17 protein-coding genes are annotated in these 16,421 nt (G+C 46.1%); 14 read left to right on the forward strand and 3 right to left on the reverse strand.

All coding sequences use genetic code 11. From position 1 onward, the window contains the following. Nucleotides 1-70: 70 nt before the first annotated feature. The 5 genes from yneA to QMA09_RS04190 all read left to right on the forward strand — a co-directional run bounded on the left by yneA (nt 71) and on the right by QMA09_RS04190 (nt 4,316). Nucleotides 71-388 (forward strand): cell division suppressor protein YneA, encoded by a 318-nt coding sequence (gene yneA / locus QMA09_RS04170; protein ID WP_135505311.1) that lies wholly within the window; start codon nt 71-73, stop codon nt 386-388. Further along, nucleotides 385-1,038, forward strand: a complete 654-nt coding sequence (locus tag QMA09_RS04175) for a YneB family resolvase-like protein (protein ID WP_135505313.1) — start codon at nt 385-387, stop codon at nt 1,036-1,038. The genes yneA and QMA09_RS04175 overlap by 4 nt, the downstream gene beginning before the upstream one ends. A 58-nt stretch (nt 1,039-1,096) precedes the next feature. Continuing rightward, complete coding sequence (locus QMA09_RS04180) at nt 1,097-1,330, forward strand: DUF896 domain-containing protein (protein ID WP_135505315.1); 234 nt, start codon at nt 1,097-1,099, stop codon at nt 1,328-1,330. 124 nt (nt 1,331-1,454) lie between these two features. After that, nucleotides 1,455-3,452 carry a transketolase gene (gene tkt / locus QMA09_RS04185; protein ID WP_290212113.1) on the forward strand — a complete coding sequence of 666 codons (1,998 nt, stop codon included), beginning with the start codon at nt 1,455-1,457 and terminating at the stop codon, nt 3,450-3,452. 627 nt (nt 3,453-4,079) lie between these two features. Continuing rightward, nucleotides 4,080-4,316 carry a YneF family protein gene (locus QMA09_RS04190; protein ID WP_290212114.1) on the forward strand — a complete coding sequence of 79 codons (237 nt, stop codon included), beginning with the start codon at nt 4,080-4,082 and terminating at the stop codon, nt 4,314-4,316. An 82-nt stretch (nt 4,317-4,398) separates the two neighbouring features. On the opposite strand, the gene QMA09_RS04195 is transcribed toward QMA09_RS04190, so the two are convergent. After that, a complete protein-coding gene (locus tag QMA09_RS04195; RefSeq protein ID WP_290212115.1) occupies nt 4,399-5,343 on the reverse strand; it encodes an alpha/beta hydrolase in 945 nt (314 codons plus the stop codon). Between the two features lie 12 nt (nt 5,344-5,355). Continuing rightward, the gene (locus QMA09_RS04200; RefSeq protein WP_290212116.1) at nt 5,356-6,255 is read right to left on the reverse strand and encodes a hydroxymethylglutaryl-CoA lyase; all 900 of its coding nucleotides are present in this window, start codon (nt 6,253-6,255) and stop codon (nt 5,356-5,358) included. 55 nt (nt 6,256-6,310) lie between these two features. Between QMA09_RS04200 and QMA09_RS04205 the strand changes: the two genes are divergently transcribed. From QMA09_RS04205 to QMA09_RS04245, 9 genes are all read left to right on the forward strand, one after another. After that, entirely contained in the window at nt 6,311-7,519 is a 1,209-nt protein-coding gene (locus tag QMA09_RS04205) for an acetyl-CoA C-acetyltransferase (protein ID WP_483313540.1), read from the forward strand. A gap of 12 nt (nt 7,520-7,531) precedes the next feature. After that, nucleotides 7,532-7,741 (forward strand): YqkE family protein, encoded by a 210-nt coding sequence (locus tag QMA09_RS04210; protein WP_135503637.1) that lies wholly within the window; start codon nt 7,532-7,534, stop codon nt 7,739-7,741. A 201-nt stretch (nt 7,742-7,942) separates the two neighbouring features. Continuing rightward, a complete protein-coding gene (locus QMA09_RS04215; RefSeq protein ID WP_290212117.1) occupies nt 7,943-8,383 on the forward strand; it encodes an NUDIX hydrolase in 441 nt (146 codons plus the stop codon). Between the two features lie 270 nt (nt 8,384-8,653). After that, nucleotides 8,654-9,079 (forward strand): sigma-70 family RNA polymerase sigma factor, encoded by a 426-nt coding sequence (locus tag QMA09_RS04220; RefSeq protein WP_483313541.1) that lies wholly within the window; start codon nt 8,654-8,656, stop codon nt 9,077-9,079. Further along, nucleotides 9,080-10,036, forward strand: coding sequence for a hypothetical protein (locus QMA09_RS04225; RefSeq protein WP_290212118.1), 957 nt, complete (start codon nt 9,080-9,082; stop codon nt 10,034-10,036). It begins immediately after the preceding gene. A 156-nt stretch (nt 10,037-10,192) separates the two neighbouring features. Next, nucleotides 10,193-10,753: a copper resistance CopC family protein gene (locus tag QMA09_RS04230; RefSeq protein WP_290212119.1), complete on the forward strand. Its 561-nt coding sequence runs from the start codon at nt 10,193-10,195 to the stop codon at nt 10,751-10,753. 88 nt (nt 10,754-10,841) lie between these two features. Next, nucleotides 10,842-11,864: an ion channel gene (locus QMA09_RS04235; RefSeq protein WP_290212120.1), complete on the forward strand. Its 1,023-nt coding sequence runs from the start codon at nt 10,842-10,844 to the stop codon at nt 11,862-11,864. 316 nt (nt 11,865-12,180) lie between these two features. Next, nucleotides 12,181-12,852 (forward strand): 5'-methylthioadenosine/S-adenosylhomocysteine nucleosidase family protein, encoded by a 672-nt coding sequence (locus tag QMA09_RS04240; protein ID WP_290212121.1) that lies wholly within the window; start codon nt 12,181-12,183, stop codon nt 12,850-12,852. Between the two features lie 786 nt (nt 12,853-13,638). Continuing rightward, nucleotides 13,639-14,895: an ATP-binding protein gene (locus tag QMA09_RS04245; RefSeq protein ID WP_290212122.1), complete on the forward strand. Its 1,257-nt coding sequence runs from the start codon at nt 13,639-13,641 to the stop codon at nt 14,893-14,895. Nucleotides 14,896-14,952: 57 nt separating this feature from the next. Here the strand turns inward: QMA09_RS04245 and QMA09_RS04250 are convergent, their stop codons facing one another. Further along, nucleotides 14,953-16,281 carry a TrkH family potassium uptake protein gene (locus QMA09_RS04250; protein WP_290212123.1) on the reverse strand — a complete coding sequence of 443 codons (1,329 nt, stop codon included), beginning with the start codon at nt 16,279-16,281 and terminating at the stop codon, nt 14,953-14,955. Nucleotides 16,282-16,421 lie beyond the last annotated feature (140 nt).

The raw sequence follows: 16,421 nt of genomic DNA on the forward strand, positions 1-16,421 counted from the left end.
GACAAAAACACTTGTTCGCATTAAAGTAAGAACATACATTCCGAACACACATTCTTAGGAGGCGGTTCTTATGACATTCATCCAAAAAAATTCTTACCTGACAGTACTATTTCTTCTGATCCTATCTTTTTCATTTTATTCGGTGTTCACCCATAATGCGCAGGAAGGCCAAATGAGCCTGGTGCAAGTTGAACAAGGCGATACTTTATGGACACTTGCGGAATCTTTCAGCGGCAATACTCCCCATCAGGAGTGGATTGAAGAAATCATGAAGGAGAACGGCTTAAGCACTCCGAAGATCATAGCCGGACAATCGATCAAAATCCCCAGCGAACAACTGAAATTCGCCCCAGACGAAACCACCAAACTGGCGGGTGATGCAGAATGAAGAAATCTGCATTAATTTATTGCCGCGTCAGCACCACGAAAGACACACAGGAAAGTTCACTTGCACGGCAGGAAGAAGAATTATTGAAATTCGCATTTGCACAAGGATACATGGTTTCAGACATCTTTACAGATCAGCACAGCGGCTACGAAATGGACCGGGAAGGGCTTCTGGAGATGCTCAACGTCATTAAAACCGATAAAGTTTCAGCGGTATTCATCCAGGATGAAACCCGCCTTGGCCGTGGCCATGCACGAATCGCGCTGCTTCATGTCATGAAAAAATATGGCGTGGAGGTTTTTACATTGACCGATCAAGGACCCATCGCATTGAACGATATGGATGACATGGTATTGGAGATTTTAGCGGTTGTTGAAGAGTACCAGCGCAAAATACATAATGCCAAGATCAAACGCGGCATGAAACGCGCTGTTGAAAATGGCTACAAGCCTGAACGCAATCTTAAAGGCCGGGGCAACCCTGATGGCCGCGAGCGCTTAGACCTGCCGATCGACCAGATTGTCAGCCTGAAACAGAATGGGCTGACGTTCCATGAAATTGCGGTAACGCTGCAAGGCTTCGGCTATCAGGCAAGCAAAGCAACCGTCCACAGACGCTACAGGGAATTCCTTGAGATGAAAGAAGGCTAATATATTGCAGAAATCCCGCTTCTTTTGTACGATATGGTAGAAGAAAGGCGGGATTCTATTGTTATCACCAGATAAAATAAAACGCATTAACGAATTATCACGAAAATCCAAGACCGCGGGCTTGTCCATTGAAGAGGCAAAAGAACAATCTGCATTGCGCCAGGAATACTTGTCGACTTTCCGCCAAACGATGCGCGGCACAATTGAAAACGTAAAAGTGATTGATCCGGAAGGCAACGATGTTACGCCGGAGAAAGTCAAAAATATTCGGGAGAATAAGTATTTAAATTAATACTTATTCTTTTTTTGTTGTGCCTAGACTTCAGCGCTCGGCTATTGCGCATTTCTAGTTGTATTCTTGCCTATTGTTGACTACACTAGAATAGGATTAAAATTGTTAATGAGAGGATGTTTTTATGTCAAACCATGCAGATCAACTTGCGGTAACTACTATACGTACACTTTCCATCGATGCGATTGAGAAAGCGAACTCAGGGCATCCGGGATTGCCAATGGGAGCAGCTCCTATGGCTTATACATTATGGACTAAACACATGAACCACAACCCGAAAAATCCGAACTGGTTCAACCGTGACCGTTTCGTACTGTCAGCGGGGCATGGTTCAATGCTTTTATACAGCTTGCTGCATTTGAGCGGCTACGGGCTTGAATTGGACGAGATCAAAAACTTCCGCCAATGGGATTCGAAAACACCGGGACATCCGGAATATCACCACACAGTTGGCGTAGAAGCGACAACTGGACCACTTGGCCAAGGAATCGGCATGGCAGTGGGCATGGCTATGGCAGAGCGCCATTTGTCAGCTACATATAATAAAGACAATATGGATGTCATCGATCACCATACCTTCTCTCTTTGCGGAGACGGAGATTTGATGGAAGGTGTCGCAGGCGAAGCGATTTCACTTGCTGGGCATTTGAAGTTGAACAAATTGGTCGTTTTATACGATAGCAATGATATTTCCCTTGACGGCGATCTTGGCATGAGTTTCTCTGAAAACATCCAAAAGCGCTTTGAATCATATGGCTGGAACTACCTGCGCGTAGACGACGGCAACAAGCTGGACGATTTGTCTGAAAAAATTGCGCAAGCGAAACAATCAACGGACAAACCGACATTGATCGAAGTAAAAACAGTCATCGGCTACGGCGCGCCAAACAAATCCGGTAAAGCGGATGCTCACGGAGCACCACTGGGTGAAGCTGAAATGAAACTTGTTAAAGAATATTACAAGTGGACTTTTGACGAAGATTTTTATGTTCCAGAAGAAGTTTATGAAACATTCAATAAAGCGACTGAAGAGCTTGGCGGCAACGCTGAAAAAGCTTGGAACGAATTGTTCGCTAAATACGAAGCGGCACATCCGGAATTGGCTCAGCAGCTGCAAAAAGCGATCAAAGGCGAATTGCCAGAGAACTTCGATGCAGATTTCCCTGTCTACGAAGCTGGTAAAAAACAAGCGACTCGTGCTTCTTCAGGCGACATGGTCAATGCCATTGCAAAAGCCGTGCCATCGTTCTTCGGAGGAAGTGCCGATTTGGCTGGTTCGAACAAAACGACCATCAAAGGCGGCGGCGACTTTGATGCGGAAAATCCAACTGGACGCAACATCTGGTTCGGTGTCCGAGAATTCGCAATGGGAACTGCCCTTAACGGTATGGCTCTCCACGGCGGACTTAACGTCTTCGGGGGAACGTTCTTCGTGTTCAGCGATTATGTGCGCCCAGCAATCCGCCTTGCGGCATTAATGGGATTACCGGTCACATACGTCTTTACACACGACAGTGTCGCAGTAGGCGAAGATGGCCCGACTCACGAGCCAGTCGAACATTTGGCTTCACTACGCGCTATGCCAAACTTGAGCGTTGTGCGCCCGGCTGATGCCAACGAAACCAAAGCAGCATGGAAGCTTGCTGTCACTGCGAAAGGCCACCCGACGCTATTGGTGCTTTCACGCCAAGACTTGCCGGTCCTTGAACACAGCGGCGAATTGGCTGACAGCGGTGTGGAAAAAGGGGCTTACGTTGTATCGCCTGCTGAAAACCCACAAGCGCTCCTGCTTGCAACCGGTTCTGAAGTCAGCCTCGCAGTTTCTGCCCAAAAGCAGTTGGCTGAAGAAGGCATTTCTGTATCCGTTGTTTCCATGCCATCATGGGACCGTTTCGAGAAACAGGAAAAAGCATACAAACAGTCTGTCATCCCGACAACTGTCAAAAAGCGCCTGGCTATCGAAATGGGAACTTCATTCGGCTGGGAACGCTACACAGGCGACGAAGGCGACATTCTATCAATCGACCGTTTCGGTGCAAGCGCACCTGGCGACCGCATCATGAAAGAATTCGGCTTCACTCCTGAAAACGTAGTAGCAAAAGTCAAAGCTCTATTAGGCTAATAAATGTGAATAGCAAAAGACGGAAACAGAACTTGTTTCCGTCTTTTTTAATTTAAAGTATTTATAGCTTTTCATTGCGCTTCAACGCACTTTCATGTCTCGAAGCTAGCGAAGCGATGCAGAGACAGGCGGACGCGTTCCGCGGTCCTGGCTTCAGTCTCCGCCTTCCGCTTCATTCAAAGATATTTTTTTATAACAAGTTATTTCTTTTACTGAAGAAAACAAAAGATTTACTTTCTGCAGTTTCTTTCGTGTTCTCCAGATATGAAGCAAAACAGCGGAGAAAACCGTACTGCTCCTGCAGTGCTGCGCACTTCGTCGCAAAGACATGGCCTCGCTAGCTTCGGCCAATGTCTTGCCTGCGGGAAAGCGAGACAGCCGAGACCCCGCAGGGAGCGAAGCGACTGAGGAGGCTTGGCGCTCGCCCGCGGCAAGCGTAGCTGTTTTGCGGAATATCGGATTAAAGCTAGATAAATTATATATTACACTTCTCGAATAAAATTCAAACATTTATTAGAATCTGTTTCTGCCTAATATTATTTCGTGTCTATAGTCACATCCGGAAATATATAGTATAATCCATTGTGGTGCACTACTTATTTATGCAACACGAAGGGGGTAACAAGAATGGCTACATGGATTTGGATCGTAATCGTTATCGTCGCTTTAATCGCGGGTGTTGCGCTTGGCTTTTTCATCGCACGTCAATACATGATGAAATATTTGAAAGACAATCCACCGATTAACGAAGATATGCTGCGTATCATGATGATGCAAATGGGACAAAAACCGTCTCAGAAAAAAATCAATCAAATGATGCAACAAATGAATAAAGCATCAACTAAACCACCAACTAAAAAATAAGAAGCGCTCCCTGAGTGCTTTTTTCATGACATTAGGTAAATACATCAAAAAACGCCAGCCCTTTAAGGGTTGGCGTTTTTCGTTATACTTTTTCTTCTATAGCCGGTTCAAGCAATGCGTGCTCCCGCAAAAACTGGGCGACGGTTTCTTCGTACTCTTTCGGATGCAGGTTGAAGGATTGTGCATGCGCCCCTTCTTCGAACAGCTTCAGCATTTTCCGGCCCGGCTTCAAATCATGCATTTCCATCGTCATCTGCGGGAGTACGAAGTCATCCGGCAGGCTGTGGATGAATAAAACCGGGTTCATGATTTTTTTAACCGCTTCCCGCGGTGTCACGGTACTGATCAGGTAGCCGTCGCGCAGCCTCATGAAAAACGAGGCGAGTTTCAATGCCAGCGGCGTACGGAGGCGGGTAGTGGTGCGCATGACGTGCAGCACTTGTTCCGAAATGTCGGAATAGGCGCAGTCCGATACGTAAAAATCGGCATCGTCCTGCATGCCGGCATAAAGCAGCGTTGTCGCGGCACCCATCGATTCGCCGTGGATGCCGAAGGTGAGCCCCGGCCCTACGTGGAGCTTCAATGCTTCAACGACCGCTTTCAGGTCGAATTTTTCATAATGGCCAAAACTGGTTGTTTTGCCGCCGGAATCGCCGTGGCGCCGGTGGTCGTAGACGACCGAGTTAAAGCCGAGTTTCTCGAACATGCGGGCATATTTGAATGAGTTGACTTTCGATTCGGTGACGCCGTGGCAAATGACGGCGTAGCGTTTTGTGGCATGGGGTTCCAGGAAGATGGCTTTAACTTGGTAGCCATTTTGGGACTCAATCCACTGTTCGCCTTTTGGCACATTGGCGTACCACACTTCATCGTAGCGTTTGGCAGAGGTTTCACGCTCCAGTATCAAGTCTTCATCTTTTTTCTTTACATACATCAACCTGTTGCTTGCGGCGATGCCAAAAGCGGCTGTCGCCAAAGTAAATGCGCTTGAGACAACTGCGGAAACTTGAAGGATGCGTCTTCTCATTGCCAAAACCCCCTATTTTTTATTTTTGTAGAGGCGGTACATGCCGGTATCCACCGGATTTGAAACATGGGGCTCGATTTTGGCAACTGCTTTACATAAAAGATCCAAGTTGATGCCGGTGTCGATGCCCATGCGGTGAAGCATATTGACGATGTCTTCGGTTGCGGCATTGCCTGTCGCACCTGGTGCAAATGGGCAGCCCCCAAGTCCGCCGGCTGATGCGTCAAAACGGTCGACGCCTGCTTGCAGCGACGCGAAAATATTGGCGAGTGCCATTTTGCGCGTGTCATGGAAATGTGCAGTCATCAGCACATCCGGAAATTCCGTTTTCAAGCGATGGAATAATTCATAGCTTTCCACCGGATTCGCCATGCCGATTGTATCGGCAACGCTCAATTCATCGACACCCCAGTCGACGAATTGTCGGCAAAGTGCGACGGTTTTCTCCGGATCAACTGCGCCTTCAAACGGGCAGTAGAACGCAGTAGAGATGCAGGCGCGGACAAAAATGCCATCTTCTTTCAATTTTAGGATGAGCGGCTCCAAAGCAGCCATGCTTTCGGCCGTTGTTTTATTGATGTTTTTTTTATTGAATGAATCCGATACACCCACGAAAACGGCCAATGCTTTGGCTCCCGACTCAAGGGCCAACGAAATCCCTTTCTCGTTCGGCGTCAAAACAAATTGACGGCCGGTTTTCTCCACGTTCGCCAAAATTTCTTTGGCGTCCGCCATTTGCGGCACCCATTTCGGCGATACGAACGAAGTCAGCTCCATTTCCTGGATGCCAGCTTTTTGCAAGACTTCGATAAATTCAAGCTTGGATTCGGTTGAAACGATTTTTCCTTCGTTTTGCAGGCCGTCCCGAGGGCCGACCTCGATTATCGTGGCTTTATTTGGTAAACTGAACATAGTATCCCTCCCAATACCATTGTATCCAGGAGTAGGAGAAAAGAGCAACTTGCAAATGACCAACAAGGGGGAAATCATTTTGTCACAAGAAATCGTAATTGTAAGCGCTGTCCGTACAGCGGTAGGTTCGTTCCAGGGGGCGTTGAAAGACGTGCCAGCTACCCAATTGGGCGCGATTGTCATCAAAGAGGCTGTAAAGCGTGCGGGCTTGAAGCCTGAGCAAGTATCAGAAGTGATCATGGGCAATGTGCTGCAGGCAGGCCTCGGGCAAAACCCAGCTCGCCAAGCAGCGATCCAATCCGGATTGCCGGAAACGGTGCCAGCGATGACGATCAATAAAGTCTGTGGTTCGGGTTTGAAAGCGATCCATTTGGCGTACCAGGCGATTTACGCAGGGGATGCGGATATTGTTGTGGCAGGCGGCATGGAAAACATGAGCTTGGCCCCGTATCTGATGCCAAAAGCACGCACGGGATATCGCATGGGCGATCAGACGATTGTCGACAGCATGGTCCATGATGGGCTGACTTGTGCGTTCAATAATTACCATATGGGCATCACCGCTGAAAACTTGTGCGACCGCTACGATATTTCGAGAGAAGAGCAAGATGCGTTTTCAGCTCGTTCACAAGCGCGTGCAGCGGCGGCAATCGACGCGGGCCGTTTTGAAGATGAAATCGTGCCTGTGGAGATTCCACAGCGCAAAGGCGATCCGATCGTCTTTAAAGAAGACGAGTATGTAAAACGCGATTCGACGGCTGAGAAACTCGGCAAATTGCGTCCTGCGTTCAAGAAAGACGGCAGCGTCACAGCGGGCAATGCATCCGGTATCAATGACGGGGCTGCTGCCGTGATTGTCATGTCGAAAGCGAAAGCGGAAGAATTGGGCTTGACGCCGCTGGCAACGATTGTCGCGAACGGCCATGCAGGCGTTGACCCGGCGGTAATGGGTATCGGACCGGTACAAGCTGTGAAGAATGTCTTGAAAAAAGCGGATATGAGCATCGGCGACATCGAATTGATCGAAGCGAACGAAGCATTCGCTGCGCAGTCGATTGCGGTTGACCGTGAATTGCAATTCAACCACGATATTTTGAACGTCAACGGCGGCGCAATTGCGCTTGGCCATCCGATCGGTGCCAGCGGCGCGCGCGTTTTCGTTTCGCTTCTGCATGAGATGCAGAAGCGCGATGCAAAAACTGGCCTCGCGACATTGTGCATCGGCGGAGGCCAAGGTGTTGCGACGATCGTCAAACGTCCATAAGGAGGAACAGCCATGGGCAAGAAAAAAGAGCAGGCCGACAGCATGTTGCCACAGGATACGATGGCAAAATTGCTGGCAGCTAAAAAAGAGCTGGTCAAAGAAGAACAGCAGCGTGCAGAAGAAAAGCACGCGCAGGAATTGTTTGAACGCAAAGAACGAGAGAAGAATTTGTCGTTCGCTGAATTGCTGGAGCGCCACGGCGATAAAGGCAATAAATTTTAAATAGATACCGTATAGCAAGCCAAAGCCCCGCAAATGACGAGAACCATATCGTTTGCGGGGTTTTTTATTTCAATGATTTAGGTTGATAAGGAAATTATTGTATATTATTACATGGTGAACTGATAAAATATGGTCTATATACATACATAAACAGAGAAATACGCTGATGGCATTCAAATGATTTTGATGGGAGAGGATAAAATGTTCGCAAAAGAGCAGGAAACCGAAGGGCAATGGATGCCGCCGAAGCATATTGTTTCAGCAGCTGTAATTGTCCTGAACGAGCAAGGGGAATTATTGTTGATCAAAGGTCCGAGAAGAGGCTGGGAAATGCCGGGCGGCCAAGTCGAAGAAGGGGAATCGTTGGAAGCGGCGGCCATCCGGGAAACGAAAGAGGAAACCGGCATTGATATTAAAGCGCTCAAGTTCTGCGGCTTATTCCAAAATGTCAGCGGTTCGATATGCAACACCTTGTTTTTAGCGGAACATGCTGGCGGAGAACTTGCCACTTCCGCTGAAAGCCTGGAAGTGGGATATTTTCCATTAAAGGAAGCGTTAGAAATGGTAGTGTGGAAGAATTTCCGCCAGCGCATCGAGTATTGCCTGGCTGAAAGCACCCATCCGTTTTATGTGGAATTTTAATTTGACATAATACTGCACCGGTAAACTAATTGTTTTTGACCCACGGGTCATTAAAACCAGCAGCAATTGCGCTAATCGCAATTGCTGCTCTTTGCTGCTTTATTAACTTTTTAAAAATTTTTAAGGCCAAATATCATTTCATTCAGTCTAATTAGTAACGGTTCGCAAAAAGGGGGGATTCCAATTCTGCAATTAATCAAGAAAGCGCAAAAAGGGGACGATGCAGCTTTTTTAACGCTCTTCCAAATTTACGAAAAAGACATTTACCGGATGGCTTATATTTATGTGAAAAATGAAGAAGACGCCTTGGATATCGTTCAGGAAGTCGCTTACCGCTCTTTTAGCAATATAAAGGCATTGAAAAATCCTGAATTCTTTAAAACGTGGCTGCTGAAAATTACCATCAACTGCGCCATCACTTTTCTGGAAAAGAACAAAAACAGGAGCACCCCGGCAATGGAAAACCAAGGGGATGTTTTTTTGGAAAGCGAGGACCTTCCAATGGCCCTGACATTGAAGGGCTTGATTGACAACTTGGCGGCTGAAGAAAAAACTGTGGTAATGCTGCGCTTTTACAAAAATCACACATTCAAAGAAATTGCGGAGCTATTGGAAATCCCATTAGGCACTGCAAAGTCGATTCTCTATAGAGCGTTGCATAAGCTTCGGACTGAGTTTGAGAAAGGAATGGTGTAAGTGGACAATAAAATCCGGCAACAAATGGACGAGATTAAAATTCCCGAAAACTTGCATGCAAAGAGTCGGTTAGGTGTGGCAGCGGCTCAGTCTGAGATCCAAGCACGCAAAAAGAAGAGAACGAAAAAAGGTCTTTCTGCAGCGGCAGGCATTCTTGTGATGATTGGGGGGATTTCCTTTGCAAGCTTTTTGAATTTCGAAAATGCCGCAGTGGAAAAACAGGCGGAATCCGTAAAGGAGCAGGCAATTGTTGAAATTCCGGCAATTGAAATTCCAGAAGAAGATCCGTATGGGCTCGTCATGGCATTGATTGTTTACAACGGAAAACTGTACACGCGGGGTGAAACTGAAATTGGAGCGGAAGATGGGAGCCTTCTGCGTGGAGAAAAACTCGGTGTCACAAGGGACAGCATAACTGAAGAGAGAAGCCAAATAACGTATGCAAAACAGTTTGCTTCGTCGATCGGCAGTGTGGCTGTCTATGAGGTCAGAGGCTATGATAGCGGATTCCGCCTGATGACATATGAAAGTTCTGATGATGGCTATGCAGCTCATTTTTATGAAAACTTGAATGGCATTTCAGTGGCCAATGGAGAGGATTTTTTCAGCAAGCTAAAACTGAAAGGCAATGCCGTTTCGGCGGAATACAGAGGATTCACTGATATGGATCGAGACCAAGGCAATTTCCAGACAGTGGACGGCGGGAAGGCTCTTGACTCCTTTATCCGAAACCTGGATGAAACGGTGCCATACTTGGACGCAAAGTACAAAGACCCTATGGATCAGCAAACCATAAAGGACGATGACTTTAGAGAAGTGGCCATCCATTTAACAGATGGATCTGAGGTCAACTTGAGGTTAGTGACAGGCGGCTATATTTATTACGGAAACATAGGGCTGTTTTTCAAAATGGATGAAGAAAAGTTTTCTGAATTCTGGAGTCTTTTACATACGTAAGCCGATCATATCTTGTCCTCAATCTAATAACAGGCAAAGCCGATTTTCTCCGCATCTCTGCTTTACTTTCTAAAACTCTACCAATAAACCTGTAATCTAAAATCAGGTTTCATGCGTTAGCTAGGTAGATAAAAATGAAAGTTGAGGAGATATACGATGAAAAAAATCTTGGCCGCATTCATATTGCTTATTCTTGCTGGACCGCTTTCTGCCCAAGCGCATACCGGGCTGTCTTCTTCAAATCCTGCAGAGGGTGAAAAGATATCAGCGCCGTTGAAAGAAATCACGTTGATTTTCGAAACGCAAATTGAAGCCGGCAGCACAATGGTTTTAGCAGGTGCAGGACAAACATTCACATTGGATGAAATCATGGTTTCCGGTGATACACTCCAAGGCCAGCTGTCGGAAAAGGAGTTGCCGAACGGGGCTTATGAGATTCAATGGACCATCATCGGAGCGGATGGCCATCCGATTAAAGGCGAAGTCGGGTTTGAAGTAGCAATGGAAATCGATTCATCTGAAGCAGCTATCGAAGAAAGTCCAGCTGAAGAAGACATACCGGTGGAAAAAACTGAGCCAATCGAAAAAGCGGCAGTTTCTGATACAACAGCGCAGCCAGAATCGAAAGAGGGAAGCTTGATGGGCACGATTTTGATTTCCATCTTAGCCATAGCAATCGCCGGAATCGCTTATAAAGTTTTTAAGATGAAGAAATAGCATCAGGCACAAAAGAGCATGGAATTTCAGCATGAAAACAGCTAGACTTAGTTTATGGCAGTATGCAAAACGGGTCTGAGGTGGAAAGATGTTTGAAATCATGCGGAAAATCATAAAAATAAATACAGCAAAGCTTGTCTTGTTCTCTTTCATTTTTTATGTAGTCAGCGCGTTTATTGTCTATCTATTGGAACCAGATAATTTCAAGAATCCGTTTATCGCGTTTTGGTGGGTTATGACAACCGTGACAACAATCGGTTATGGGGACTATGTGCCACGAACCACTCCGGGGATGATTTATGGTATCTTTCTGTATCTATTCGGCATCGGGTTAATCGGGATTATCCTCGGAAAAATTGTTGATTTCTTTACTTATTACGGGAGGCTTAAGATGGAAGGGAAACTGGATTATACGGGAAAAGACCATTTTTTGATTATCGGCTGGTCAAAAAGTGTGCAGCAGACGATTGAAGAAATTTTGCTGAGCCGTGACGTTACATCGGATGTCGTTCTCATTGATTCTTTGAAAGAAGCACCCTTCAAGAATGAGCGTTTCCATTATATTCAAGGGGATCCGACAGATAAGAAAATTCTTCGCAAAGCGGGAATCGACAAGACACGTTCGGTTTCCATCTTTGCATCCGGCAATCACAGCGATGTGCTGATGGATGGGAAAACATTGCTGGTTGCGTCCTCTATTGAGCGGTACGCAGTAGAAAATGAAGTCAATATCTACACAATCGCGGAAATCGTCAACCAAAACCATGTCGACATGTTCATGCATGCCGGGGTCAATGAATTCGTGTTGTCCAATGAAGGATTCCCGCACCTAATGGCTAAAGCTCTGTTAAATCATGGATCGACCCGCTTGCTCATGGAATTGCTAAACCATACTTATGGGGAAAACATCTGGGAGATAAAGCCTTCGGTGTCCTGGAAAACCTATCGCGACGCTTTTGACTCACTGCGTGAAAGAGGGGCAAATCTGATTGCTGAAGGCTCGGACTTCAGCATTGTCAGAAGGCTGGATGAGGTTATTCCTTCTGATGCGAGGCTTTACATCATTACCGACCAAAAAACATACGATACCCTTGATGTGGAGAAACTATAAGAAAACACTTCCGCAAAAGACCGTCCTTGGCGAATAAAGGGTTCTCCATTGGAATACGAAATAGAAAAAGCAAGCTAATTCGGATATGAGTTAGCTTGTTTTTTTCGATATAGGATAAGGCGAGGGCTAATTCAACTAAATAATTAGGGTAAAATTTAGCTGTTCGTATTCGACAAATGAAGAATGTGAAAAAAGTGCAAACATATTAAAAAGCAATTATTGATGGACAGAGTAAAGAAGGATAGGATGAAAATAGAATGCAAACCATGTATAGACCTTCAGTAAGGACAAATTATAATTGATGGGTGATAAATCAATGATCGGAATAAGTATAGCAACAGAGTGGGAATATGGAGCGTCACTGGAATATTTCGGCATAAAAGACCATGAACGTTTCGGTTATCCTTATGGTGAGTATTTCAAAAGAACAATTGAGGGTGCCGAACTTGTTTTTTATCGGACAGGCGCAAGAAAAGTGAATGGCGTCGGCGGCAATCAGTATATGATTTCTAATTTCAATTTGACTAAAGTAATCGTTGCCGGAACTTGCGCAGGAATAGACGATCAGTTCAGCAATTTAGACATTTTCGTACCTGATAAAGCCGTTCAATACGATTGCACCGTAAAAGAAATCGAGCCGTTGATTAAACAATCCTTCATCGTCGATATTGATTTATCGAAATATGGAACTGATTTTTATACTGGCACGATCGGCACCGCTGATAAAGCCGTGGTGATGTGGAAGGATTATTTAGAGCTTATCGAAAACGGCATCACAATCGCCGATACAGAAGCGGGCTCCATTGCTTATATTTGCAAAAAGAACGATGTCGAATGCATCATCATCAAAGGGATATCCGATTTTCCAACAGACGAAAGCAACGCCGATCCCGTCGAATCGAACCTGGAACAAATCAATGTCTATTTAGAAAACACCCCCAAAGTTATGAACAAGATATTTGGCGAATATTTAACAAGATTTATTTGAAACATGGTGTTGAAACAAAAAGGTGCGATTGAGAAGAATGAAGCACTGCGTTCTGCAGTGCTCAGGCATTAGACAAATGAATTTTTATGTTAATTAAAGAATATAAAATCATTTCATCTTAGGTATACCGGATTCTGCGCTCCATGCGGACGCTTTCCGCGGACGAAGCGCTGAGTCTCCTCGTCGCAAAGACTTGGCCTTGCAAGCTGCGGCCAATGCCTTTCCTGCGGGGTCTCATCACTCCGTTCTTCCGCAGGAAAGATCGTGTCCGAAAGAAGTTCGGACATGGTCTTTGCGACGAAGCTAGCGCAGCGATGCAGGAGCACATATTTGCTTTTCGCCGCATTGCGCTCCGAATCCTTGAGAGATTGCTTACGAAAAGCGGAGTAGTTGGTTACTCTCTTTAATTAAAGCTACATGCTGACAACCGGACTGGCCACGAAGACTCCTGTGGGACAGCGAAGGCTGAAGACCCCGCAGGCACGTCAGTGACGAGGAGGCTGAAGCTGAGCCCACGGAAAGCGAAGTGGCCAGAACGGTTGGGGTATACACAGTTATTCATTTTGAGTAGACTTTTTCTACAGTCTGAGCACTGCGTTCTGCAGTGCTTTTTCTTTTGCTAATTTATATGCGATTGCTATGTTTTTAACTTTTTGAACGCCAAAAAGAACTTGGAATTTGGAGAGGTTCTTTATTTATGTTTAAGTACAAAAAAAGGAATTTTCATTTAAATTTCACTTAAGCTCTTTAAAGTAAGGATATACATAAAAGACGGGGTGGTGCCACATGAAAAAAATATTGATTCTTGGAGCTTATACCCACATGATCGATGTAGTGAAAACTGCGAAAAACATGGGGTTTTATACGATAATTGCAGACCGCGAACCCGCAGCACCCGCGAAAGCTTTTGCCGATAAAGCATATGATATCAGCACCGGCGACCTCGATCGTTTAGCGAAGATGGCAACGGAAGAAAAAATCGACGGAGTCATCAATGCGTTTGATGACTTTAATACATGGCAGGCGCAGGCATTATGTGAACGCCTTGGCTTGCCGTATTACGCGACAAAAGAGCAGCTGGAAATCTGTTCGGACAAAGCACGGTTCAAAAATCATTGCAGAAAATTCAATGTGCCCGTAATCGAAGAATATGATGTCGATGCCTTACTCCGCGGCGAAGGGAATGCAGAAAGCTTCCCTGTTATCGTCAAACCGGTTGATAGCTATGCAAGCCAAGGAATTACGGTATGCCATTCGCTCCAGGAGTTGAAACAGGGGTATCAAAAAGCGCAGGAGCGCTCAAAAACCGGGACCGTAATTGTTGAGCGGTTCATTGATAATTCGCATGGCGTTGAAATGTATTATACAGTGAAAAACGGAAACATCGTCTTAACGGCCATGACAGACCGGTACGTCCACAAAGTGGCCGACGGTTCTCCTCCGCTGCCGACCGAGACACGTTTCCCTTCCGAGCACTTGAATCATTATGTGGGTGAACTGGATGGCAAAGTCAGAGACATGATCCGAGGAATGGGCATCGATAATGGGTTGCTTTTTATCCAATCGCTTTATGAAAACGGAGAGTTTTACCTGTATGAAATGGGTTTCCGTCTGAGCGGTGAACAGCACTACCAAATCATAGAAAAGCAAACGGGCATTAACCTATTGGAAATGATGCTGGACTTCCAGACTGGCGGAGATCTGGCTGCCTATCCGGTCGAACGCTTTGACAATGGCTACACGAAGTTTTCTGCCTGCAATTTGGCGCTCCTTTTGAATGCTGGGCAGATTGAGAAAATCGTCGGCCTGGAAAGCATACTGGAAATGCCAGGGGTCCTGTCTTTTGTCCAGTTGAAAAAAGAAGGGGACCAAGTCGAAGCTATAGGGAATTACGGCCAAATGCTCGGCAGGTTCAATATCGTCTGCAAAGACGAAAAAGAATTGAACGAGCTTCTAAATGAAATTTACCGGACTATCAAAGTCTTGTCGACGGATGGACCGGACTTGATCGAAGGCAGACGTGCCCCGGTGCCGGAATGCTAAACAGCCAAATAAAGCAGTAAAGAGAAAAAATCCTTGCAGATAGCTGCAAGGATTTTTTCAACCTGTGAAGACTTGGTCGTAAGGGTAGCGGAAGTTCTCTTTTTTCGGTTTGAGCAATAGGAAAAACAAAGTCAGCGGGCCGATGCGGCCGATGAACATCAGGACACTTAAAATCAGCTCACCCAAATCGCTTAATTGCCCGGTGACGCCCATCGATAAGCCCACCGTCCCAAAGGCGGAAACGACTTCAAATGCCAAAGGCAGGAACGGCAGCGATTCTGAAATCGTCAAAAGGAAAATGAAAATCCACACCGTCAAGATCGAGATTGTTGAGATGGCGAGTGAACGGATTGTTATTTCCATGCGGATCGAGCGGCCGAAAATTTCTGGTTCCCTCTGTGAGCGGAGGAAAGCCAGCGTAGCCAAGATGACAACGATGAACGTCGTAAGCTTGATGCCCGACGCAGTAGACGCGCTGCCTCCCCCGATGAACATCAGGATCATCGTCAGCAATAAGGTCGGATCTTCCATGACACTATAATCGACCACGTTAAAGCCTGCAGTCCTTGGCGTGACAGCCGTAAAATAAGCGGCCGAGATTTTATTGCCCAAGGACATGGCACCGATTGTCGCTTTGTTATTGTATTCAAGAACAAGAACCATGATTGTCGCTGCTAAATTGATCAATAGCGTACCCGACACCATCAATTTGGTATGCAATGACCAGCGCTGGAACGATTTATGTTGGTATAAGTCGAGGACAACTGTAAAACCGATTCCGCCGACGATAAACAGGCTGGACAGCAGGAACAGCGCAAATGGCTGATCCTGGACGCCGATTAAATTATCGGGAAACAGAGAAAAGCCGGCGTTATTAAAAGCGGAAATGACATGGAAAATACTTAGATGCAAGGCTTTGCTGAAGCCGAATTCCGGCATCCAGTAAAGGGTGAGGATTGTAATCCCGATCGCCTCGATGATAAAAGCGAAAATGATGATCGATTTCGCCAATTTGATGATGCCGCCAACGGTGTTTTGCGAAAAAGCCTCCTGCAGGTAGAGCCGGTTTTGAAACCCGATTTTTTTGCGGAACATGATAAGGATCGCGACGGCAAACGTCATCAAACCGATGCCTCCGAACTGGATCAATACGAGCAGGACGGCCTCGCCGAAAGCAGTCAGCACCGTTCCGGGATCAAATACGCTCAAGCCCGTCACAGTCGTAGCGGAAGTTGCAACAAAAATCGCATCGGTCCAAGAAATCGGCTCTGTGGTGGCAATCGGCAACTTCAGCAGGATTGTGCCAATGAGAATCAGCAACAGGAAGCTGCCGGAAATCAGTAACGGCGGTGGAATCTTGATTCTTTTTTTGGTAATCGTCAGCACAACGGACACTTCCTTAAGTGGTGAAGCTATTTACTAGAGCGAATCAGGTAAGTAGAAAAAACCGAATTTGGATAAGGATTAAATTACGCTCAATTGATAGCGTTGTCAACTGCTATTTTTATTTGCCGTTATCAGCAATT

This window comes from Planococcus sp. APC 3906 (genome assembly GCF_030407685.1).
In the GTDB taxonomy this organism is placed as follows: Bacteria; Bacillota; Bacilli; order Bacillales_A; family Planococcaceae; genus Planococcus; species Planococcus koreensis.